The organism is Anaeromyxobacter dehalogenans 2CP-1 (genome assembly GCF_000022145.1).
Lineage (GTDB): Bacteria > Myxococcota > Myxococcia > Myxococcales > Anaeromyxobacteraceae > Anaeromyxobacter > Anaeromyxobacter dehalogenans.
Window position 1 is genome coordinate 4,442,204 of the sequence record NC_011891.1, and the last position, 21,510, is coordinate 4,463,713.

At 70.8% G+C, this 21,510-nt stretch carries 16 protein-coding genes and 3 tRNA genes; 7 read left to right on the plus strand and 12 right to left on the minus strand.

From position 1 onward, the window contains the following. Window positions 1-22: 22 nt before the first annotated feature. The 5 genes from A2CP1_RS20095 to A2CP1_RS20115 form a co-directional block, all read right to left on the minus strand. Entirely contained in the window at window positions 23-814 is a 792-nt protein-coding gene (locus A2CP1_RS20095; protein WP_015935037.1) for a hypothetical protein, read from the minus strand. After that, window positions 811-1,611: an SDR family NAD(P)-dependent oxidoreductase gene (locus A2CP1_RS20100; RefSeq protein WP_015935038.1), complete on the minus strand. Its 801-nt coding sequence runs from the start codon at window positions 1,609-1,611 to the stop codon at window positions 811-813. The genes A2CP1_RS20095 and A2CP1_RS20100 overlap by 4 nt, the downstream gene beginning before the upstream one ends. Before the next feature lie 84 nt (window positions 1,612-1,695). Then, entirely contained in the window at window positions 1,696-2,325 is a 630-nt protein-coding gene (locus A2CP1_RS20105; protein WP_015935039.1) for a hypothetical protein, read from the minus strand. Between the two features lie 46 nt (window positions 2,326-2,371). Beyond that, a complete protein-coding gene (locus tag A2CP1_RS20110) occupies window positions 2,372-2,884 on the minus strand; it encodes a zf-HC2 domain-containing protein (RefSeq protein ID WP_015935040.1) in 513 nt (170 codons plus the stop codon). Then, window positions 2,881-3,552 carry an RNA polymerase sigma factor gene (locus A2CP1_RS20115; RefSeq protein ID WP_015935041.1) on the minus strand — a complete coding sequence of 224 codons (672 nt, stop codon included), beginning with the start codon at window positions 3,550-3,552 and terminating at the stop codon, window positions 2,881-2,883. The genes A2CP1_RS20110 and A2CP1_RS20115 overlap by 4 nt, the downstream gene beginning before the upstream one ends. A 100-nt stretch (window positions 3,553-3,652) precedes the next feature. On the opposite strand from A2CP1_RS20115, the gene serS reads away from it, so the two are divergent. Together serS and A2CP1_RS20125 are read left to right on the plus strand one after the other, a co-directional pair. Further along, window positions 3,653-4,960: a serine--tRNA ligase gene (serS, locus tag A2CP1_RS20120; RefSeq protein WP_015935042.1), complete on the plus strand. Its 1,308-nt coding sequence runs from the start codon at window positions 3,653-3,655 to the stop codon at window positions 4,958-4,960. Between the two features lie 266 nt (window positions 4,961-5,226). Next, complete coding sequence (locus A2CP1_RS20125) at window positions 5,227-5,790, plus strand: PH domain-containing protein (RefSeq protein ID WP_015935043.1); 564 nt, start codon at window positions 5,227-5,229, stop codon at window positions 5,788-5,790. 3 nt (window positions 5,791-5,793) lie between these two features. On the opposite strand, the gene A2CP1_RS20130 is transcribed toward A2CP1_RS20125, so the two are convergent. The 5 genes from A2CP1_RS20130 to A2CP1_RS20150 are packed head-to-tail and all read right to left on the minus strand — an operon-like array spanning window position 5,794 to window position 13,717. After that, entirely contained in the window at window positions 5,794-7,173 is a 1,380-nt protein-coding gene (locus A2CP1_RS20130; RefSeq protein ID WP_015935044.1) for a sensor histidine kinase, read from the minus strand. After that, complete coding sequence (locus A2CP1_RS20135; protein WP_015935045.1) at window positions 7,170-7,853, minus strand: response regulator transcription factor; 684 nt, start codon at window positions 7,851-7,853, stop codon at window positions 7,170-7,172. The genes A2CP1_RS20130 and A2CP1_RS20135 overlap by 4 nt, the downstream gene beginning before the upstream one ends. Then, window positions 7,828-10,971 carry an efflux RND transporter permease subunit gene (locus A2CP1_RS20140; RefSeq protein ID WP_015935046.1) on the minus strand — a complete coding sequence of 1,048 codons (3,144 nt, stop codon included), beginning with the start codon at window positions 10,969-10,971 and terminating at the stop codon, window positions 7,828-7,830. Before A2CP1_RS20140 ends, A2CP1_RS20135 begins: the two co-directional genes overlap by 26 nt. Further along, window positions 10,968-12,113 (minus strand): efflux RND transporter periplasmic adaptor subunit, encoded by a 1,146-nt coding sequence (locus A2CP1_RS20145; RefSeq protein ID WP_015935047.1) that lies wholly within the window; start codon window positions 12,111-12,113, stop codon window positions 10,968-10,970. Before A2CP1_RS20145 ends, A2CP1_RS20140 begins: the two co-directional genes overlap by 4 nt. Continuing rightward, complete coding sequence (locus A2CP1_RS20150; protein WP_245529868.1) at window positions 12,110-13,717, minus strand: TolC family protein; 1,608 nt, start codon at window positions 13,715-13,717, stop codon at window positions 12,110-12,112. Before A2CP1_RS20150 ends, A2CP1_RS20145 begins: the two co-directional genes overlap by 4 nt. Window positions 13,718-14,471: 754 nt before the next feature. On the opposite strand from A2CP1_RS20150, the gene A2CP1_RS20155 reads away from it, so the two are divergent. From A2CP1_RS20155 to A2CP1_RS20175, 5 genes are all read left to right on the plus strand, one after another. Continuing rightward, a tRNA-Ser gene (locus A2CP1_RS20155) sits at window positions 14,472-14,561 on the plus strand. Window positions 14,562-14,588: 27 nt separating this feature from the next. Next, window positions 14,589-14,680 (plus strand) — tRNA-Ser (locus A2CP1_RS20160). A gap of 73 nt (window positions 14,681-14,753) precedes the next feature. Continuing rightward, window positions 14,754-14,830 (plus strand) — tRNA-Arg (locus A2CP1_RS20165). 492 nt (window positions 14,831-15,322) lie between these two features. Next, the gene (locus tag A2CP1_RS20170; RefSeq protein WP_081444560.1) at window positions 15,323-17,110 is read left to right on the plus strand and encodes a site-specific DNA-methyltransferase; all 1,788 of its coding nucleotides are present in this window, start codon (window positions 15,323-15,325) and stop codon (window positions 17,108-17,110) included. Continuing rightward, entirely contained in the window at window positions 17,107-19,410 is a 2,304-nt protein-coding gene (locus A2CP1_RS20175) for a DEAD/DEAH box helicase (protein ID WP_015935050.1), read from the plus strand. The genes A2CP1_RS20170 and A2CP1_RS20175 overlap by 4 nt, the downstream gene beginning before the upstream one ends. Window positions 19,411-19,660: 250 nt before the next feature. On the opposite strand, the gene A2CP1_RS20180 is transcribed toward A2CP1_RS20175, so the two are convergent. Together A2CP1_RS20180 and A2CP1_RS20185 are read right to left on the minus strand one after the other, a co-directional pair. Continuing rightward, complete coding sequence (locus A2CP1_RS20180) at window positions 19,661-20,800, minus strand: PIN domain-containing protein (protein ID WP_150106371.1); 1,140 nt, start codon at window positions 20,798-20,800, stop codon at window positions 19,661-19,663. Window positions 20,801-21,103: 303 nt separating this feature from the next. Next, entirely contained in the window at window positions 21,104-21,499 is a 396-nt protein-coding gene (locus A2CP1_RS20185; RefSeq protein WP_015935052.1) for a hypothetical protein, read from the minus strand. Window positions 21,500-21,510: the final 11 nt, after the last annotated feature.

Sequence of the window (21,510 nt, forward strand, 5' to 3'; positions counted from 1 at the left end):
GCGGCGCGGCGCAGCCCCGTCATCATGACGGTTCCCGCACCGACTCGGTGAGGCCGGCGACGGCGGCGGCCACCGCGCGCTCGATCTGCGCGCGGATCTCCTCGGTGAGGCCCGCGTCCTCGTCGGCCAGCACGTCGAGCTGCTCGGCCACGTAGGCGGCGAGCGCCGGCTGCACGCTCTCGAGCGGCGGTGGCTCCTTCTCCACCGCGCGGAGCTGGTGGTACTCGACCGCGCCGAGCCGCTCGCCGAACGCCTGGTCGAACATCGCCCAGGCCTCGAACGCGAGGTCCTGCGCGGCCACCGCGGCGGCGTCGGGGAGCGGCGCGGCGTCGAGCCAGGCGGCGAGGTCCGGCTGCGCGTTCTGGAAGCGGTCGCGCCGGCGCTGCAGCTCGCGCGGCGCGGCGGCGGCCAGGTTCTTCCACACCGCCTCGACCAGCTCCGGCTCGAGCACCTCGCCGTCGGCGGCGCCGCGCTCCGGCAGCTCGGGCGGCGCGGCCGGCTCCGGCACCACCTCGGGCGCGTCGTCGAGCGCCCCGAGGCCCGCGGCGAGGCGGGCCCACAGGCCGAACAGGTTCGAGTAGAGCCGGCGCGCCGCCTCGGGCGACTCGAAGCGCGGCTCGTCCTGGAAGATGCCGGGGATGACCGCCGAGCGCGGCTCGCCCGCCGCCTGCGCCTGGGTGAACATGGTCACCACGTCCTCGGCGCGGTTCTTCGAGCCGGCGCGCTCGAGCAGCGCCGAGAGCACCTCCGGACCCTCGTACACCGGCGCGATCCCCGGCGTGGCGTCGTCGCCCTTCCCTCGCCTGCGGCTCATGCATCCTCCGTAGGCCGGTGGATCCGGCCCGAGACGCGGCGCAGCACCGCCCGGGGGACCAGGCGCGACGCGGCCGCGGTGAGCTTGTAGATCGGGTGCGGCACCCACACCACCTCGCGATCGCGGAGCTGCTCGATCGCCTCGAGCGCGGCCGCCTCGGCGGTGAGCATGCCGGGCGGCTTTCCGAACCGGCCGCCGGTGCCGGCCACCTCCCCGAACTCGGTGTCCACCGGCCCGGGACAGAACGCGCCCGCCCACACGCTGCTGCCGCGCAGCTCCTCGGCGAGCCCCTCGGTGAACGAGAGCACGAACGCCTTGGTGGCGCCGTACACCGCCGTGTACGGGGTGGCCTGGAACGCGGCGGCCGAGGCGACGTTCAGGATCGCGCCGCCGCCCGCCGCGCGCAGCTCGGGCAGGAACGCGTGCGAGAGCAGCACCAGCGCCTCGCAGTTGACGCGCAGCATGGCCGCGAGCCGCGCCGGGTCGGCGCGCTCGAAGCGGCCGTACTGGCCGAGGCCGGCGTTGTTGACGAGCAGCCCGGCGCCGCCCAGCCGGCGCGACGCCTCGACCAGCCGCTCCGGCGCGCCCGGCGCGGCGACGTCGAGCGCGAGCGGGTGGATCTCGGCGCGGCCGGCCGCGTGCGCCTCGGCCGCGAGCGAGCGGAGGCGGTCCTCGCGGCGGGCCACCGCCAGGACCGGCCGGCCCCGGCGCGACAGCTCGCGCGCCAGGGCCAGGCCGATGCCGGCGGAGGCGCCGGTGACGACGGCGAGCGGCTCGGGTGCGCCGGGCGGGGCCATGACGGGCGAGTGTAACAACCCCGGGCCGGGAAGGCCCGGGGTCACCCCGACGCGGCGGCGCGACGCACCCGCGCGCCCGGGGCTTCACTCCTCGTCGTCGTCGTCCGCCATCCCGAGGCAGCCCGGGCCGGGGCCGTTCATCATGCCCATGCCGGGCCCCATGCCCGGGCCCATGCCCATGCCCGGGCCGCGGCCGCCGCCCCGCCGGAACTTCATCATGCCCGGGCCCATCCCCGGCCCGAACCGGCCCTGGAACCGCTCCAGGAACAGGACCGCGCGGGCGCGCTTCTCGGGGGAGAGGTCCTTCGTGACGGTCGCGACCACGTCCCGGTCGAGCGACTGCATCTGCGCGCGGGCGTCGAGCGCCGTCTTGATGGCCTGATCGACCTCGCCGGCCGACACCTTCTCGCCCTGGGCGGCGCGGCGCAGCACCTGATGCGCGTCGTGCATTTGCCTGTGGAGCGCGAGCCGCCGGTCGTCGAACTTCGCCACCTGCTGGCCCAGCTTCAGCGCCTGCTCCGGCTCGAGGTCGAGCGCCTCGGCGAGGCCCAGCGTGCGGGTGAGCCGCATGCGCCGTTCCATCCGCTCGGGATCGCCGCGCGGCCCTGCGGCCTGCGCACCCGCCTGGCCTCCGCCCGGGCCCGGACCTGCCCCGCGACCCTGGGCCAGGGCCGCGAGCGGCAACACCACCAGCACTGCGAGGAGCTTCCTCATCGCGTTCCTCCTTGCTCTCTGTCGTTCACCGGTGAAGGACCGTCCTTCACCCACCGTCATACGCGGCGAGCGCCGCGGACTCCTGGTCGCTCGAGGCGGTCTCCTCGAGCGAGAGCACCTCGGTGTCCTGCCACAGCGTGTCGAGGTCCGGCTCCTGCCAGCGCTCCGCCTCGGCCACCTCCGCCGGCGCGGCCGCGCGGCCGGGCAGCCGCTGCCGGACCGCGACCGGCACGATCACGATCGCCGCCGCGGCGGCGATCGCGAGGAGCCCCACCGCCAGGCGGCGGCCGGTGCCGAGCGCGCGGAGCGTCCGCGCGGCGGGGCGGCGCGCCGCGAGGGCCGCCGAGGTGGACTCGGCGAGGCCGTCGAGCGCCCGGAGCTCGAGCTCGCCCGGGGGCGGCAGCCGGGCCGCGGACAGGAGCGCCGCCGCGCGGTCGGCCTCGGCGCGGCAGCCGGCGCAGGCGGACAGGTGCCGCTCCAGCGCGGCCGCCTCGGCGCCCTCCAGCGCGCCGGCGGCGTGCAGCGAGACGGCGAGGGCCTGGTCCCGGCAGGCGGTCACGGCGACGCCTCCTCCCCGGCGAGCGCCTGGAGGCGGCGCACCGCGTGGTGGAAGCTCACCTTGGCGGAGTTCTCGGTGGTGCCGAGCGCGGCGGCGATCTCGGAGAACGGCAGCTCGGCGTCGATGCGCAGCGTGAGCACCTCGCGCTGGCGGCGCGGCAGGGCCAGCACCGCCCGGCGCACCCGCGCCTCGCGCTCGGCGCGGACCGCCGCCTCGTGCGCCGCCGGCGGGGTGGCGACGTCCGCGTCGAGCGCCTCGAGCGGCGCACGCGTCCAGCGGGTCTCGTCGCGCAGGTGGTTCTTGCCCAGGTTCACCGCCACGCGGACCAGCCAGCGGCGGAACGGCACCGCCCCGGCGCCGCCGCGGGCCAGCGTGCGGCGGGCCGCCTCGAACGCGCGCAGGAACGTGCGCTGCGCCAGGTCGCGTGCGTCCTCCGGGGTCCGCGCGTAGCGGCGCACCAGCGCGAGCACCAGCCGCTCGTGGTGGCGGACGACCTCGCCGAACGCCCGGTCGTCGCCGGCCAGGAACGCCGCGACGGCCACCTCGTCGGACACCGGCGCCGCTGCGCCCTGGGGCATCCCGGGGCCGGGGGTCGCCGGCGTGCCGGAGCGCGCACCGCCCGGCACCACCCGGAGCGTCGGCCGCCCTCTCTCGACGTCGTCCGCCATGCGAATCCCCGGGGTCACGCCTGCCAAGACCCCTTGCCCGTCCAGAGGTTAAAGACTAATCCTGCGGCCCGGATTCCAACCGATTCGAAGGGGTTGCCGCATGCTGGACCTCAAGGCCGTCGCCGCCGACTTCGAGAGCTTCGAGCGCCGCCTCGCCCGCCGGGGCGAGGGCGCGGTGCAGGCGCTCGCGCCGGTGAAGCCGCTCGCCGCCCGCCGCCGTGAGCTGAACGTACTGCTGGAGAAGCAGAAGAAGGAACAGGCGGACGCGAACGCGAACATTCGGCAACTGGCCCGCACCGACAAGGACGCGGTGGAGGGCGCCCGCGCCTCGCTGCGCGCGCTCGGCGACGAGGTGAAGAAGACCGAGGCCGCGCTCGGCGAGGTCGAGGCGGAGCTCACCCGCCTGCTCATGCTGGTGCCGAACCCGCCGAGCGACTCGGTGCCGGACGGCAAGGACGAGCACGACAACGTGGTGGTGAGGACCTGGGGCGAGAAGAAGGCCTACGGGTTCACCCCGAAGCCGCACTGGGAGCTGGGCGAGGCGCTGGGCGTGCTGGAGTGGCAGCAGGCCGCGAAGCTGTCCGGCTCGCGCTTCACCATCCTGAAGGGCGCGGCGGCGCGGCTGGAGCGCGCCATCGTCTCCTTCTTCATCGACGTCCACACCTCGCGCGGCTACACCGAGATCCTCCCGCCGTACCTCGTGACCGGCGAGACCATGACCGGCACCGGGCAGCTCCCGAAGTTCGAGGAGGACCTGTTCAAGACCACGAACGAGCCGCCGATGTACCTCATCCCCACGGCGGAGGTCCCGGTCACGAACATGCACCGGGACGAGATCTTCGAGGCGAACGCGATGCCGGTGTCGTACTGCGCGTTCAGCCCGTGCTTCCGCGCCGAGGCCGGCTCGGCCGGCCGCGACACCCGCGGGATCATGCGCCAGCACCAGTTCCACAAGGTGGAGCTGGTGAAGCTCTCCAAGGCGGAGGAGAGCGACGCCGAGCACGAGAAGATGCTCGACGACGCCTGCGAGGTGCTGCGCCGGCTCGGGCTGCACCACCGCGTCTCGCTGCTCTGCACCGGCGACATGGGCTTCTCCTCGGCCAAGACCTACGACATCGAGGTGTGGTGCCCGGGCCAGGGCGCCTACCGCGAGATCAGCTCGGTCTCGAACTGCGAGGACTTCCAGGCCCGCCGCATCCGCGTGCGCTACCGCGGCGAGAACGGCAAGCCGCGCCTCGCGCACACGCTGAACGGCTCGGGCGTGGCGGTGGGCCGCACCATCGTCGCGATCCTGGAGCAGTGCCAGGAGGCGGACGGGACCGTGGTCATCCCCGAGCCGCTCCGCCCGTACATGGGGGGCCTCGAGCGGATCGCCGCCGAGACGTTCCCGCGGGGCGTGGAGCGGTAGGTAGGCCGGGCCCCGAGGCCGGGCCCCTCGGGTCCCGCTCATCCCGAGCGTCCCTCGACTCCGGCCGTGCCCCAATCGTTCCGCTCACTCCGAGCGTCCCTCGACTCCGGCCGTGCCCCAATCGTTCCGCTCACCCCGAGCGTAGGGCCGCGAAGCGGCCCGGAGTCGAGGGGCCCGGCCTACGCTCGGGATGAGCGGATCGGAGTCGAGGGGGCCCGGCGTACGCTCGGGATGAGCGCACGGAAGACGCGCTACAATCCCGGCCGATGGCCCTCTACGCCGCGCGCTGGGAACGTTCGCTCAAGGTGAGCACGGCGCTGTTCGTCGGCCTCACCGGCGCCGGCGCCGCGATCACCGCGTTCGCTGCGCGGCGCCCCGAGACGCCCGACGTCGGCCTGCCGGCGCTGCTCTTCGCCGCGCTCCCGGTGCTCATCGTCGCCACCGCCGTCCTCGTGTGGGCGCTCGCCCCGAGCGGCTTCGAGATCGAGGCCGCGCTCATCCGCGTGGAGCGGCCGCTCCTGCCGATCGAGATCCCGCTCCGCGAGGTGCGCGAGGTGGAGCTGCTCGCGCCGGGCGCGCTCGCCGGCGCCATCCGGCTGCTCGGGACGAGCGGCGCGTTCGGCCACTACGGCCGGTTCCGCTCGCGCACGCTGGGGAAGTTCCGGATGTACGCGACGCGGGGCGACGGCCTCGTGCGCGTCACCACCGAGCGCGACACGTTCGTGCTCTCGCCGGATCCGGCCGAGCCGTTCGTGGAGGAGGTGCTCTCCCGCGCGGCGCGGGCGCGGCGGGTGAAGCCCGGGAGCCGGTTCGCCTCGCCACCGCGCTGAGGCTCAGGCGGCAGCGAGCTCCATCACCACCTCGGCGCCCGCCCCGGTCTCCGCGACGTAGGCCCGCCCCCCGTGGCCGCGCGCGATCTCCGCCACGATCGCGAGCCCCAGGCCCGCGCCCTCCGGGCCGGCGGCCTCGCCGTGGCCGCGCTCGAACGCCTGGAACACCCGCTCGCGGTCGGCCGGCGCGATCCCCGGCCCCTCGTCCTGCACCGCGATGCGGGCCAGGTCGCCGGCGCGCGCGAGCCGGACGGTCACCGGCCGGCCGCGCGGACCGTGGCGGATTGCGTTCGAGAGCAGGTTGTCGAGCGCCTGGCGGACGCCGGCCGCGTCGAACGTCGCCGGCAGCGCCTCCGGTCCCTCCACCTGCACCAGGATCCCCTTCGCCTCGGCCGCGGCGCGGGCCGCCTCGGCGGCCTCGTGCGCCGCCTGGACCAGGTCGCCCGCGGTGCGGTCCCAGGCGCCGCGCCCGGCGGTGGCGAGGTCGAGCAGGCGGGTGGCGAGCCGGGCCAGCCGGTCCACCTCGCGCCGGGTCTCGTCCAGCGTCTCCACCAGCTCCGGCGCCTCGCGGCGGCGGCGCAGCGCGAGGTCGATGGAGGTGCGCATGAGCGTGAGCGGCGTGCGCAGCTCGTGGGCGGCGTCGGCGACCAGCCGGTCCTGCGCCTCTCGCGCGCGCCGCAGCTTCGCCGTCGCGTCCGCCACCACCCGGCCCAGCGCGGCGATCTCGTCGTCGCCCTCGGCCGCGGGCGGGGCCGCCTCGAGGTTGCCCTCGCGCAGCGCCGCCATGTGGCCGGTGAGCGCGTTCACCCGCCGCGCGAGGCGCCGCGCGTGGAACGTCTGGAGCAGGAACAGCCCCGCGCCGAGCAGGAGCGCCATGGCGAAGCCGGCGCGGCGGAACGCGTGGACGGTGTCGTGCACGCCCGCGAGCGAGGCGGAGAGCTCGAGCGCCCAGGGCGCGCCGTCCGGGCTCGAGACCGCCACCGTGAGCACGCGGTCCCGGCCGCCGTGGTCCGCCCGAAGCCGCGTGGCGAGCCGCGGCTCGGGCCCGAGGCCGACGGGCGAGAGGCGGTCGTCCACCAGGCCCGCCGGCGCGTCCTCCGGAAACACCAGGATGCGGGTCCCCGCCGCGTCGTAGAGCGCCGCGGCCGGCGCGAAGCGGGTCAGCGAGCCGCGCAGCGGCGAGGTGGCCATGTGCAGGTGGGGCTTCCCGCCCGGCGCGTCGAACAGCGACACCGCCTCGGCCGCGGCCTGCCCCATGAGCGCGTCGTCGAGCGCGCGCTCCAGGCTGGCGCGGAACAGCTCGCCGGCCGCGAACGCCGCCGCGAGCATGCCCAGGAGCGGCACCACCGCCCCGAGCAGCCAGAGGCGCGCCGCCAGCTTCACGCGGCGCCCCCCGGCGGCACCACCAGCCGGTAGCCCACCCCGCGCACCGACTCGATGCGCACGCCCGGCGCGCCGAGCCGCTCGAGCTTGGTGCGGAGGTAGCCGACGTACACGTCCACCACGTTCGAGTTGCCCTCGAACTCCTGGCCCCACACCGTCTCGATGAGGCGGGTGCGCGAGAGCACCTCGCCGGCGTGGCGGGCCAGCTCGGCCACGAGGCCGTACTCGCGGGCGGTGAGCGTCTCGGACTGCGCGCCCACGATCAGCGCCCGCCGGCGGGCGTCGAGCGTCACCGGCCCGAGCGCCGAGACGTCGGTGGCGCCGCCGCGGCGGTGCAGCGCCTCGATGCGGGCGATGAGCTCGTCGAAGTCGAACGGCTTCACCAGGTAGTCGTCGGCTCCGGCGCGCAGCCCGGTGACCTTCTCGCCGGTCGAGCCGCGGGCGGTGAGCAGCAGCACCGGCGTGCGCAGGCCCCGCGACCGCCACTCGCGCAGCACCGAGATGCCGTCGAGGTCGGGCAGCGACCAGTCGAGCAGCACCACGTCGTAGGCGATGGTGGTCGCCTGCTCGCGGGCCGCGAGGCCCGTGCCGCAGACGTCCACCTGGTGGCCTTCCTCGGCCAGGCCGCGCGCCAGCACGCGCGCGACCCGGTCCTCATCCTCGACCAGCAAGAGCTTCATGCGCGGGCTCCGGGGCTGGTGCCGATGATCCCTCGGCCCGGCGCGCGAGCCAAGGATAGAGCGCCGGGAGCACGAGGAGCGTGAGGATGGTGGAGGTGACGAGGCCGAACGCGACCACCGTGGCGAGCGGGCGCTGCACCTCGGCGCCGACCCCGGTCGCGATGGCCATGGGGATGAAGCCCAGCGCGGCCACGAGCGCCGTCATCAGCACCGGCCGGGCGCGCTCGCGGGCCGCGGTGGCGGCCGCCTCGGCCGGCGAGCGCCCCTCGGCCTCGAGCGCCACCAGCCGGTTCATCAGCACCACGCCGTTCAGCACCGCCACGCCGGAGAGCGCGATGAACCCCACCGCCGCGGAGATCGACACCGGCATGCCGCGGGCCCAGAGCGCGATCATCCCGCCCACCGAGGCGAACGGGACGTTCATGAAGATGACGAGCGCCGGCTTGAGCTTCCGGAACGCGGCGAGCAGCACGCCCACGATGAGCACCAGCACCACCGGGATGACCACGCCGAGCCGCCGCTTCGCCTCGTTCAGCGTCTCGAACGAGCCGCCCCACTCGATGCGGTAGCCGGCCGGCGGGCGCACCTGCGCCGCCACCGCGCGCTCGGCCGCGCCCACCACGCCGCCCAGGTCGGAGCTGCGCACGTTGAAGCCGACCACCAGCCGGCGCTCCGCGTCCTGGCGCGAGACCAGGCTCGGCGCCACCTCGCTCGACACGTCCGCCACGCGCGAGAGCGGCACCAGCGCGCCGCCCGGCGCGGGCAGGCCCAGCGACGGGAGCGTGAACGCGCTCGCCCCGTCGCCCAGGCGCAGCACGATGGGGATGCGGAGCGGGCCGTCGTAGGTGGCGCCCACCTCGACGCCGGTGCGGACCGCCGTGACCGCGTCGAGCACGTCGCGCACCGTGAAGCCCGCCGCCGAGACGTCGAGCGGCCGCGGCCGGACCTCGAGCAGCGACACCGCCGGCGGTGCGTAGATGCGCACGTCCTCGGCGCCCTTCACCTGCTCCACCACGCCCGTCACCTGCTCGGCGAGCGCGCGGAGGTCGGCGAGGTCCTCGCCGTAGACCGAGATGGTCACGTCGGCCACCGAGCCGCCCAGCAGCTCGTTGAAGCGCATCTGGATGGGCTGGGTGAAGGCCGGGTCACCGCCCGGCGCCTCGCGCCCGATCGCGAGCTCCACCTCGCGGATGAGCTGGTCGCGGGTGAGGCCCCTCCGCCACTCCGAGCGCGGCTTCAGCGTCACGAACACGTCCGCCTGCTCGAGCCCCATGATGTCGGTCGCGACCGCCGGGCTGCCCACGCGCGAGACGATGCGCGTCGCCTCCGGCACTTGCGAGAGCACCGCGGCCTCCATGCGCCCCGCCTCGCGCACCGCCGACTCGAGCGAGATGTCCGCCGCGCGGGTGGTCTGGATGACGAGGTCGCCCTCGTCGAGCTGCGGCACGAACTCCGAGCCCGCCGTCAGGAACAGCGCCACGCCCAGCGTGAGCAGCGTCACCGCCCCCGCCGCCACCGCCTTCGGGCGCGCCAGCGTGCGGTCGAGGAGCGGCAGGTAGAGCCGGTCGAGGAGGCGCACCAGCGGCGGCGGGCGGGCCGGGATGTCCTTCGGGCGGAGCAAGAGCGCCGCCGCGGCAGGGATGAACGTGACCGAGAGGACGAGCGAGGTGAGGAGCGCGAACACCACCGTCAGCGCCATCGGGCGGAACATCTTCCCGTCCACCCCGGTGAGCGACAGCACCGGCACGTAGACGAGCAGGATGATGAGCACCGAGAAGAACACCGGCGTCGCCATCGAGCGCGTCACCTCGCGCACGTGCGCCGCCATCTTCTCGCGCCCGCCGCGCCGGTCGGCCGACGCGAAGGTCGCCGCGGCCACGCCGTGGAAGATCGCCTCCACCATCACCACCGCGCCGTCCACCACCAGGCCGAAGTCGATGGCGCCCAGGCTCATCAGGTTGCCCGGGATGCCCAGCAGCACCATGGCGCCCGTCGCGCCCAGCATCGAGAGCGGGATGGCCGAGGCCACCAGCAGGCCCGCGCGGAACGAGCCCAGCATGAGGAACAGCACCGCCACCACCAGCAGGCCGCCCTCCAGCAGGTTCTTGAAGACCGTGCGGAGCGTGCCCTCGACCAGCTTGGAGCGGTCGTAGACGATGTCCACGGTGACGTCGTCCGGGAGCGCCGTGCGCACCTTCGCCATCGCGTCGTGGACGCGGTCCATCACCTCGAGCGCGTTGTCGCCGCGGAGCATCTGCGCCATGAGGTAGACCGTCTCGCCGTGGCCGTTCTTGGTGGCGGCGCCGATGCGCGGCATCGCGCCCACGCGGATGTCCGCCACCTCGGCGAGCCGCACCGGCGGGAGGTTGCCGCCCTGCGGGTGGACGAGCGCATGCGCGAGGTCGGTCGGGTCCTTCGGGAGCGCCACCGCGCGGAGCAGCGACTGCGCCGAGCCCGCCGGCACGCTCGCGCCCGCCGCGGTGCCCGTCGCCTGTTCCAGCGCGCCGCGCAGGTCGGCGAGCGTGAGCCCGCGCTGCGCCATCCGCACCGGATCCGCGCGGACCTCGAGCGTGCGCTGCTCGCCGCCCCAGGTGTTCACCTCCACCACGCCCGGCACGCTGCGGAGCAAGGGCGACACGCGCAGCGTCGCCATCTCCAGCAGCTCCGCCGGCGTGCGGCGGTTGGAGGAGATGGTGAAGTGGAAGATCTCGCCCAGGCCGCCCGTCACCGGGCCCAGCTCAGGCGCCGAGACGCCGTTCGGCAGCGCCACCGTGTCGAGCCGCTCCTTCACCACCTGGCGGGCGCGGTAGGTGTCGGCGCCGTCGTCGAAGACCGCCGTGACCGAGGAGATGCCGTAGCGCGAGAGGCTGCGCTGCTCCACCATGCCCGGCACGCCGCCCAGCGCCGCCTCGATGGGCCGGGTGACGAGCTTCTCCACCTCCTCCGGCGTCAGGCCCGGCGCGCGCGTCAGCACCAGCACCTGGTTGGTGGTGATGTCCGGCATCGCGTCGAACTTGAGGCGCGCGCTGAAGATGGCGCCGACGATCGCCAGGGCCACCGTGAGCGCGACCACCAGCTTGCGGTGGTCCACGCACCACGCCACCAGCCGTCCGATCACGGCTGCTCCTCCGACGCGGCCAGCGCCGCGTCCGCCGCGACCTCGACGCCCGGCTCGACGCCCTTCACGAGCGCGTCCGCGCCGGAAGTGGCGAGCACCTGCACCGGGAGGCGCTGCGGCTTCCCCGCGACGTTGCGCACCACGTAGGCCTGCTTGCCGTCGAGCGCCACCGCGCGCGCCGGCACCGCCGCGGCCGCCTCGCCCATCTTCACCGCGAGGCGCGCCGAGAGGCCCGCCGGCAGCCGCGCGCCGCCGTTCCGGCCTGCGAACCAGGCCGCCGTGGTGCCGTCGCGCGGATCCACCACCGGCGCGCGGCCCAGCAGGTCCACCGGGTGGCGCGTGCCGTCCGGCAGGATGAGCTCGAACTTCGCCGTCGGGGGCGGCGCGTACGCCAGCCGCGCCTCCACCCGCGTCTCGCCGTCGGCGGCGACCCGCGCGATCGGCTCGCCCGCCGCCTCGCGCGTCTCGCCGATGGAGGCCTTCACCTCGTGGACCATGCCCGAGATCGGCGAGCGCAGGCCCACCTGCCCCGAGCCGTCCAGGATGCGCCGCGCGTCCGCCGCGCCGAGGTCCGCCGCGCGGAGCGTCGCGAGCGCGCTCTGCTGGTCCGCGCGCGCCTCGGCGAGCTTCGTCTCCGACTCGAGCAGGTCGGAGAGCTTCACCAGGCCGTCCTTCTTGAGCCCGTCGAGCTGGTCCTTCCGCCGCTGGTAGGCCTCGAGGCGCGTCGTCGCCGCCGCGTAGGCGCCCGCCGCCTGGACCACCTCCGGCATCACCACCTCGGCGATCACCTGGCCCCGGGCCACCTTCTCGCCCGCGCGGACCGAGATCTTCGTGATCCGGGCGCGGAACGGCGGCGTCACTGCGGCCACGCCCTCCGGCGCCGGCAGCACCGTCGCCGGGGCCTCGAGCAGCGAGACGCCCTCCGCCGCGCGGGCGCGGACCCACGGCGTGCGCGCGCTCGTCGCCGCCGCCGGCGTCGTGTCGGCGGCGCCTTGCTGCTGCTCCTTCGCGAGCTTCAGCGAGGCCGGCTCAGTCGGCGAGCCCGCCGCCTGCTGCGCCGGCGCCGGGGCCGGCTCCTTCGAGCAGGCCGCGAAGGCGACGAGCGCGGCGGCGAGGAGGGACGTGCGAGAGGTTCGGTTCACGGCGTGACTCCGGTGCTGCGGGGTTGCGAAGCTTCGGTATCGCGCCCGTCCGGGCTAGGTGATCCGCTCACCCTGAGCGGAGGCGGGGCCGAAGGCACCGCCCAAGTCTGACCGTCCCCCTCACCCTGGGTTCCGCTCACCCTGAGCGTAGGCGGGGCCGAAGGCACCGCCGATGTCTGACCGTCCCGCTCACCCTGAGCTCCGCTCACCCTGAGCGTAGGCGGGGCCGAAGGCACCGCCGAAGTCGAAGGGCGAGCGGCGGCGTCCGGCGCCCCATCCGTCGGCACCAGCGCCACCAGCATCGCGACCTTCGCGCGCGCCCAGGCGTGCGCCGCCCGCGCGCGCAGCTCGCGCGCACGCGCCGCCGCCGCGCTCCGGCGGGCCACCAGGACCTCGACCACGGTCGCGTCGCCCGCGCGCATCGCCGCCTCGCGCAGCCGGGCGCTCTCCGCCGCCGCCGGGACCAGCGTCTTCTCCAGCGCGTCCAGGACCTCGCCCGTGTGCTCCACCTCGTGGAACGCGCGCGCCAGCTCCGTTACCGCGCGGCGCGACGCGTCCTCCGCCTCGCCCGCGCGGCGGGCCGCCGCCGCGTCGAAGGTGGCCGCCTCGCGGTGGCCCCGCTCGAACACCGGGAAGGTGAAGCCGACGATGCCGTAGAGGACGTCGTTCCCCGTCGAGTCTCGCTGCGCGCGCGCGCCCAGCTGGAGATCGAGGCCCCGCGCCGAGCGCGCCTCCGAGGCGCGGGCCCGGTCCGCCTCCGCCGCGAGCTTCTCCGCGCGCGCCGCCGGCAGCGCCGCCGCACGCGCGATGAGCGCCGGCCACGCCGCGCGCTCCGGGACCGTCGCCATCGGCAGCTCGCCCGAGGTCGTCATCGGCAGCGGCGTCGCCCGGCCCACCATCTCCGCCAGGCGGAAGCCCAGGTCCGTCACCTCGCCCTCGACCGAGAGCGACGCCAGCCGCGCCTCCGCCTCGTAGGCGTCCGCGTCCGCCGCGTCCGCGCGGGTCAGCGCGGCGGCCTCCGCCGCGCGGCGGGTGCGGGCCGCGAGCTCCATGGCGAGGCCCAGCTCCTCGCGCGAGAGCTGGAAGGCCGCCTCCGCTGCCCACATGTCCAGCCACGCCTGCGCCGCGTCGAGGCGGCGCGAGAGCGCCACCGCGCGCGCCTCGTCGCGGAGCTGCTGCTCCTCGGTGCGGGCCGCCTTGCGGCGGTTGCCCGAGAGGCCCGCCAGGTTGAAGGACTGCGTGAGGGCTACCTCGCCCTCCAGCCGCGGGTTCGCGTCCCTGGTCGAGAACCCGGGCTGGAGGACGAGTGAGGGGTTGGAGGTGAGCAGGCCAATCTTCGAATTGCCCTCGGATTTGACCGAGACCGCGCGCTCCGCGCCCGCGACCGAGGGCGCCTCCGCCGCGAGCCCCAGCGCCTCGTCGAAGGTGATGGCGTAGACGCGCTCCGGCGCGAGCGGGGCCATCTTGTGAGGTGGCGAGGCGTGGAACTGCGGCGACGTCGAGGCGTTCGCCGGCGCAGTCGCGGGCGGGACGCCAGACACGTCCGGAGCCGACGGTTCGGCGACGACCAGGAGCGAGAGGAGAAGGACCGAGGAGGGCATCATCGCGGGCCGTGTTCTGTCGCGGCCGGCGCGCCGCGGCATGGGTTCCCCGTGAGAAGGCTCTCAGAAAAGGTCCTTTAGAAGCGGCATGTTGTCGCAAACCGAGGCGTGACGCCGGGGTCCGCTCACTCCACCGCTTCAGCCGGGTGCTCACACCCCCGTGTGGCGCTCATTCCCCCGCTGATGGCGAGCGCGGGCCCGCACCACTGGTACGGGTTCGCAGGAGCGGGCCCACTGGTGCGGGCCGGAGCCGAGGCCCCATCCCTGCGCAGCCCCTTCCCCATCCGCTCATGCCGAGCGTAGGCCCGCACCCGAGGTGCGGGCCGGAGTCGAGGCAGGCCCCCTCAGCCCCCGCTCCCCCCGTTCACGGAGCAGGGGGAGCCGGGCGCGAGAGGCGATGCCGCCGCCCCCCACCGCGCCGCCGGCAGGTCTCGGTCCCAGCAGCGGAGGGGGGTTCGTGCTGGGGCCTACGACCCGTCGACACGGAGGTGCCCGCCGGCCTTGCGGGGCGCGCAGCCGGCGGGTGCGACGAGGTGGGGGACGGCAGGCATCGAGGAGGACCGTACGAGAGGGCGCCCGGCCACTGCATGGGAGGCGGATGAGCCCGCTCTCACGCGCCCCGCGCCCCGGCCGCCCGCCCCTGCGTTCTCCGCTTGATCCCCGGACGGCGGTGCCGTATATGGGCGGACTCCGAGCGCCGGACAGGATGCCCCCGGGGCCCGGAAGCAGACGGAACGAGGACGGATTCGCGGTTTTCGGAGGAGTGGCCGAGCGGTTTAAGGCGGCGGTCTTGAAAACCGCAGAGGGTTCACGCCCTCCGAAGGTTCGAATCCTTCCTCCTCCGCCAGGACAGAAGGAGCGGAAGAAGGGTTCTGGAAAGGTGGCCGAGAGGCCGAAGGCGCTGGTTTGCTAAACCAGTATACGGGGTGACCTGTATCGAGGGTTCGAATCCCTCCCTTTCCGCCAATCTCGCAGCACCGCAGGACCCGCAGCGCCGCAGCACCCCGCCCTCCCCGGGCGGCACAACCGAATAGGCTTTGCGCCCTTAGCTCAGTTGGATAGAGCGTCGGACTACGAATCCGAAGGCCAGAGGTTCAAATCCTCTAGGGCGCGCCAGTTTTACGGGCACTTGGCACATCGCCAGGTGCCCGTTTCCGTTTCCGGGGCCGCGTTGGGCCACGGGCGGCGTGCCCCGACTGCAAGTTGGGCCTCCGAGCGTGCAGTGGGGACCTCATACGGTCTCTTGGTAGGATCCGCATATCTGATTGTCAAAATTTGTACAAACACTCAACAATTATCGCTGCCTACGCACCAAATCACTATTCTTCGCCACTCGCGAGGAAGGGCACTCCAGGGCGCCCCAGGAAGCTGTTCGACCACCAACTCCTCTCGCTGCACCTGCCGTCCGGGATCCACCGTGACCTTCGCGCCTACGCTCTCGACCAGAGCCGATCGCTCAACGACATCCTTGTCGAGGTGATCGAGGCTTGGTGGGCCAGACGACGCCTGCGCACGCCCGAGGCGAAGTAATGCCGGCGTCAAGAAGCACTGCCTGTCGATCGAACGTGGGCGTGTCGGCCCCGGGTGGTAGACAGCCTTGAGGTTCCGATGAGTTCCCGAAAGAAGCGCAGGCCAGCGGAGCAGCTCGCCATGAATACGGTTCTTCAATCCACGCCCGACGATTCCCCCAACGGCAGCGGGCTCCACCTTGAGTGGGAGGGGCGACGTGCGTACAGGTCGAAAATCCCGATTCCTCGGGTCCTGGAACCGGATGCACGTTTGTCCAAAGGCGACGGCGACAGCCTCGTAGTGGAGGGAGATAACCTCCAAGTCATGGTGTCGCTTCGCTCACAGTTCAACTCGTCTGTGGACGTGGCCTACATCGACCCTCCGTACAACCGGGGCGGAAATGACTTCCGATACAGCGATGCCCGATACCACGATCCCAACGCCGAAGGGAAAGACGCCGAGTACGTCTCTAACGAAGACGGCGGACGCCATACGAAGTGGCTGAACTACATGGCCCCCAGGCTCGCGATGATTCGTGAGCTGATGAAGGACACGGGAGTGATCTTCGTCTCGATCAACGACATCGAGCTGTTTCGACTCGGCATGTTGATGGATGAGATCTTCGACGAGAAGAATCGAATCGGAATCGTGTGCTGGAAGGGCTCTGCCGACAACAACCCCAGCCGAATCGCTATCGAGCACGAGTACGTTCTCTGCTACGCCAAGCGTGCCAGTGAACTGCCGAAGGTTTGGCGTCCAGTGAACCAGGAACTCAGCCAGTCTCTCATGGAGGAGTTCCGTCGTCTCAAGGACGCCGCGAAGACCCAAGACGATCTCGCCAAGAGCTGGAAAGCGTTCCTCAAGGACAACAAGGCGTCCTTCGAGCGCCTTGGTCGATACACCGCGGTGGATGAGCGTGGTCCCTACCAGGTAGGTTACCGCGTCCACAACACGCATCCCGCTGGATACCGGTACGACATCATTCACCCTGTCACGAAGAAACCGTGCCGGATCCCGAGCAACGGGTACCGCTACACCGAATCGACCATGAAGCGGCTCATCGACGAGGGTCGAATCATCTTCGGCAAGACCCACGAGCAGATCGTTCAGATGAAGGATTACCTGGACGAGTACAGGGATACGCTCCGAAGTGTCGTCTCTCTCGATGCGCGCAAGGGCGCATACACTCTGAAGGCGCTCTTCGGCGACAAATTCGACGGATTCGACTACCCGAAGCCCGTCGAGCTCATCGAACTCCTCGTGGGGGCGGCCGGCGGGAAGGACGCACTGGTGCTCGACGCCTTTGCGGGCAGCGGGACGACCGCCCATGCCGTCATGCGTCTGAACAAGATTGATGGTGGACGGCGACGCTTCATCCTCATCGAGGAGGGAAACGGAAAGGATCGGTACGCCCGGACCCTGATCGTCCCCCGTCTCCGCAAGGCGGCCAAGCGGGACGACCTGAAGTGCGACTTCAGGTTCCTGAAGACTGGTCGAGAGCTCGACCGAGACGCCATTCTCGGCCTCGAGCGCGACAGAATCATCAACGTCATCTGCCAGACCGATCGTACAGGAGTCGGAGGAGGCGGCATCAAGCGGGTTGACCGTGGCAGGTACGTCATCGGACACAACAAACGCGACGAGGCCATCGCTCTCGTCTGGAACGGACGGGCGAACAGCGCGGTCACCGTCAAGATCGTAGACGAGGCGCTCGCTGAGGTGGCCAAGTTCGGCCTCAAGACACCGCTGCGCATCTACGGCACCGTCTGCCGGATCAGCGAAACTCGGAGCTTTACCTTCTGTCAGATCCCGGATGAGATCCTTGCGTCGTTGCACTATGGTCCCTTGGAGATCGAGACCGAGAACGACGAAAGGACATCAGCTTGAGTGTCATCAGGCTGTTCGACTTCCAGGAAGCAGCCGTCGCGCGGGTACTGGATGCGGTGAACGACTGGACGGCGGCATGCGCCGCCCATGGTCCTCCGCGACTCGGAAGACAGCCGATCCCGTTTGTGGGCCTCCTGAAGGCGGTCACGGGAGCTGGCAAGACCCCGATGCTTGCGGCCGTGTGCCAAGGTCTCGGACCGGCAGTCGTACTCTGGACATCGAAGTCCAGCGCTGTCGTTGACCAGACCTACAAGAACTTGCAAGGCAAGTATGCCGGCCTTCTGCCCCCAGGGACCCGAGTCATCCGGGAACGGCCAAGTAGGGGAGATTGGGAGCACCTAATCGCCGCGAAAGCGGGCGTGGACATCTGGGTCACGACCGTTGGCTCCTGGAACGAAGCAGAGGCGGTCGCGGCAGGCGGAAGCGCCGACGCCCGCCTAAACATGCATCGTCCTCACCCGGACTGGGGCGGAAGGCTATCCCCATGGGAGCAGCTGCGGACGCGGCTCAAGCGTTCACTCTGGGTGATCTACGACGAGGGTCACAACCAGACCCCCACTCAGCTTGACCAGTTAGTCCGGCTAGAGCCCATGGGGTTCCTGCTGGCCTCGGCCACGCCCCCGGCTAGTGAGCTATTCGGCAAGCTGAACGAGGCCATCCGCGACGACGATATTTTCGGGCCCATCGCATCCCAGGCGCGCGTATCCATTTCGACGGCGGACGTGGTCAAGGCTCAGCTCCTCAAGCACACGCTCGAGGTTCTGGACTACCAGGCCGAACCCGAAGCGATGCTCGACGAAGTCATCGATCGGTTCAGGCGATTGGAGAAGGCCGTTCACCGCGAGCGCTCCTCGACCTGCCCTCGCGCGGTCTACGTAGTGGAAGAGAGCAACCCGCGGCGTGGATCCACAGAGTTGTCCAGGCCGGTAGCGATCTGGAACCACCTGCGCCGCCGCAAGATCCCGGCCGAAGAGATCGCTCTTTACACTCAGACGAAAGAACTTCCTGAGGATGCCGAGAAGGTTTCATCTCTGAACGCTCTCCAAGATCGGCATCGCCACATCATCTTCAACCGAGCGCTGCAAGAAGGTTGGGACGATCCAGAGGCGTACCTCTGCTATTTCGACGGTGAGACAAACTCGTACACGAGGATCCAGCAAATTATCGGCCGTGTGCTACGGCAACCGATGGGCCGGCACTCGGGAGAGGAGGTTCTCAATACAGCTACCCTCTTCATCCGAGTCCCAAACCGTAAGTACGAGGAGATCATCCGGCAGATCAAGAATGAGTTGAGCCTCTACGCACTTGATGCGGATGATCCATTCGGCGGGTCGGCCATCCGACTGAAGACCCGCGGTGAACCCCTCAAGGCCATTTCTGTTAAGAGCGGTGGCAAGCGATTCTCGGTTCCCAACTACGTTCTTGGGGATGCCCAACTCGCTGGCGCTATCCGCCAGGTGGAGGCGCGAGGCAGAAGCATGTGGGCAGAAGCGGACCTCATCGCGAAGGGAACCAGGCGGTCGCGGACGATCGCCTTGGAAAAGGGAAGTGATCGCGTGAAGTTCGAGGAGTTCGCAAACAACATCCGCACGCCGAACGCCGACTACTTCCGAAGGAAGCTCCTTCTGACGAATCGATGGGCCGCCCACCAGGTACACGCCGATTCGTACGCAGGTCGATCCTTTCACCAGGCGTCTTGCCCTCGGTCGGCGGCACAGGAAGCACTCGCCACCTTGGCAGGAGCCGTGGCAACGGCGTACGAACAGTCAGTGGAGTACCAGAAGAACGAGATCGCCGGCGAACGTTCCTGGCACGTTGCCCCCCATCGGCCATCGGGTGCGGACCTGCTCACGTTCAGGCATGCCACGCACGCCAGCTACTCGCGGAAGTCCTTCAACAAGGATGAGCGCGAATTCGCTGACGCTCTGGATTCCTTCGGCAAGGGAACCTGGTGCCGGAACCCTTCGACCCCTGGAGAGGGATGGGCCTTGCCACTGCCGAGCAAGGTAGGGGACTCCCTCAACTTCTTCCCGGACTATCTTTGGTGGGTGAAGAGGACGTGCTTGGCCATCGATACGACGGGCAGACACATCCTCCAGGCGAAGGTCCGCGGGAAGCTAATGTCCATCGAGGTTCCGATGATCGTCCTCGCAACGCGGGGGAAGGTCGCCCCGGACTTCGCCACGCTACAGGACGACGAGGGTTGGACGTTCGCGCGAGCGCGCCGCGGCATGCCGCCAGTCCCGCAGCATTGCGACACCTTGGACGACCTGGTCAAGGCACTCTACGACCTCGCGTGAGAGTTCCGTGGCCGAACTGGCTCCCCGGGCCTCGTCTTGCCGCCGTTCGGCCTGAAGGCGCCGTATCGCCGTTGAAGTGGACTGGGGAAGCGGATGCCGTTCCCAAACCCGCCTAATGCCTTTTGGAATGTTTGGGAACACCGGTTCTCGGGACCTCTCGCGTTCCTTTCGGCCACCGCCCTACTACCTATACGAAACCGTACTATGTGGCCGCAACGTGCGATGAGGCCCGCGGTAGACTGCGGGTGGCTTACTTCTCAGGCCACTCGTAGCTCACGTCGTGGATGTCATCGAGCTCAACCGCCGAAATGCCGAGGGCAGCGTACTTGTCTGGCTTGAATTCGATTCGGACCGTGCCCTGAACGATGGCGGGACGCGAGACCTCTGCCGCGACGACCCAATCGTTCCAGTTGCCATCCCAGACCGGATAGTCCGCCTGCTCCTCCGCAGAGGCCCCGTAGTACTCATGCTTGTCAATGAAGACGTCTGCATTCAGCGGGTCAACGTGGATGGAAGCGGGCATCATCGCGGCATCCTGTCCCAAGTCCTCAAGGGAATCGACATCTAGCTCCACCGAGACGGTGCCGATTCCACTAACGGAAGCAGTGCAGTCGTCGCTTGGGAACCTTGAGTCATGTACGTCCTTGCCTATGAGATCCCGCAACAGTGCGTCCTGAATCGCCTTCTGGATCACCTTCTGCGAGTCGGCAAGGAGCGCCTTCACCTCTGTGGTCCAGTTCGCGACCTGTTGTTCGGACGTAAGGGTCTTCGCGTGCGCTCGAACCGCACTCTTCACTTCGTCATGTACAACAAAGTCGCCGATACTCTCGTGAGCCACTGCACCCAACTTCTCGGACGCAGTACGCAACAGTTTGTCGCCGCAGACGGCGTGCCACTTACCCTTTTCGGCGGCCATCAATCGCGCCAGCGCTGCAAGGATGAACGAATCCGGTATGTGGTCACGGTTCTTGGGTTGGTCAAAGGGCGGGCCGCCACTGAAGTACGCATCCCACGCCTGCGTCGTGTCCGCTGGGTCGATCTCAACTACAGTAGCCTTGGAGTTGCCCACCCACTCTTGTAGCCCGTTCGCAATGTAGAACTCAGTGGAGTGTTCGTCTTCCTGAAGCACGTCAACGGCGTCCTGTAACGTCGACCGAAGATGATCGTTCATCCAAGCCACGGCCCGTGAGGTTTGAACGACCTTCTTGATGCCTTCCTTGTATTCTTGCGCGCGCCTTGTGGCAGTCTCACGAAGGACCAGGCGATGAAGACACATACGCACGATTCCGTGCTCGGATAGGTCACGAAGTCGCCGCATCGGGCCTGACCGCGGTCCGAATTCGCGCAGGAGCGCCGATGTGTCCACGTACACGTGGAGGTCGCTGGCCATGGCGTCGCATTATGCGTGAACCGACACCGCTAGTCATCCACCAGGGTTCGTCCACCTCAGGGTGGGACGGGGCCACTCCGGGGCCCACAGAACGGGAAGACCGTGCAAGTTTCCCAACTTTGAGGCGCCGGCGTAAGGCATTGGAACCTGGAGACGGCAAGATCAGCCATGAGCTCGTGGGCGCCTACGAATCCGACAGCCAGAGGTTCAAACCCTCTAGGGCGCGTCACCACAGAGGGCGGTTTTTCGCGGGTATTTCCCGGGAACTCCGGCCCTTCCTTTTGCGGGGCTCGTGTCGCCGCATTAGGCCGGAACGCCAACGAACGACCACAACCGCGTAGGCACCGGCTCCTCGAGGTTCCATCGAACCGTGACCGGCCGGTCCCCCTCGCACGACTCGTTGGCGTCCTCCGGCGCGACGTCCGCGAGGAATCGGAACCAGTCGTCTGCGTATGAGAAGATCGCTGCGCCGCCTGTCCCCTTGCCTCCCGTCCAGGCGGCGATCGGGTTCCGCTCGAGAACGGTTCGTAGCGCTCGCTCCGCATTCGCGTCTGGTCCGCGATCCTCGAGCAACCGCGGCTTCCGCGACGCAACGTCACGAACGCGCCGGACGAGCTCCTCGATCCGGAGAACGCGCCCCGTCAACGCGTCGGCGTCGAGCAGCGCCGAGACTACGAGCACCTTGTAGCTCTTGGTCATCTCAGTCGCTT

Bases quoted from the DNA above. Each gene is read 5' to 3' on its own strand.
- A2CP1_RS20180 (WP_150106371.1), bottom strand. From the start codon at position 20,800: ATGGCCAGCGACCTCCACGTGTACGTGGACACATCGGCGCTCCTGCGC.
- A2CP1_RS20150 (WP_245529868.1), bottom strand. From the start codon at position 13,717: ATGATGCCCTCCTCGGTCCTTCTCCTCTCGCTCCTGGTCGTCGCCGAA.
- A2CP1_RS20170 (WP_081444560.1), top strand. From the start codon at position 15,323: ATGAGTTCCCGAAAGAAGCGCAGGCCAGCGGAGCAGCTCGCCATGAAT.
- serS (WP_015935042.1), top strand. From the start codon at position 3,653: ATGCTGGACCTCAAGGCCGTCGCCGCCGACTTCGAGAGCTTCGAGCGC.
- A2CP1_RS20100 (WP_015935038.1), bottom strand. From the start codon at position 1,611: ATGGCCCCGCCCGGCGCACCCGAGCCGCTCGCCGTCGTCACCGGCGCC.
- A2CP1_RS20115 (WP_015935041.1), bottom strand. From the start codon at position 3,552: ATGGCGGACGACGTCGAGAGAGGGCGGCCGACGCTCCGGGTGGTGCCG.
- A2CP1_RS20105 (WP_015935039.1), bottom strand. From the start codon at position 2,325: ATGAGGAAGCTCCTCGCAGTGCTGGTGGTGTTGCCGCTCGCGGCCCTG.
- A2CP1_RS20185 (WP_015935052.1), bottom strand. From the start codon at position 21,499: ATGACCAAGAGCTACAAGGTGCTCGTAGTCTCGGCGCTGCTCGACGCC.
- A2CP1_RS20135 (WP_015935045.1), bottom strand. From the start codon at position 7,853: ATGAAGCTCTTGCTGGTCGAGGATGAGGACCGGGTCGCGCGCGTGCTG.
- A2CP1_RS20125 (WP_015935043.1), top strand. From the start codon at position 5,227: ATGGCCCTCTACGCCGCGCGCTGGGAACGTTCGCTCAAGGTGAGCACG.
- A2CP1_RS20095 (WP_015935037.1), bottom strand. From the start codon at position 814: ATGAGCCGCAGGCGAGGGAAGGGCGACGACGCCACGCCGGGGATCGCG.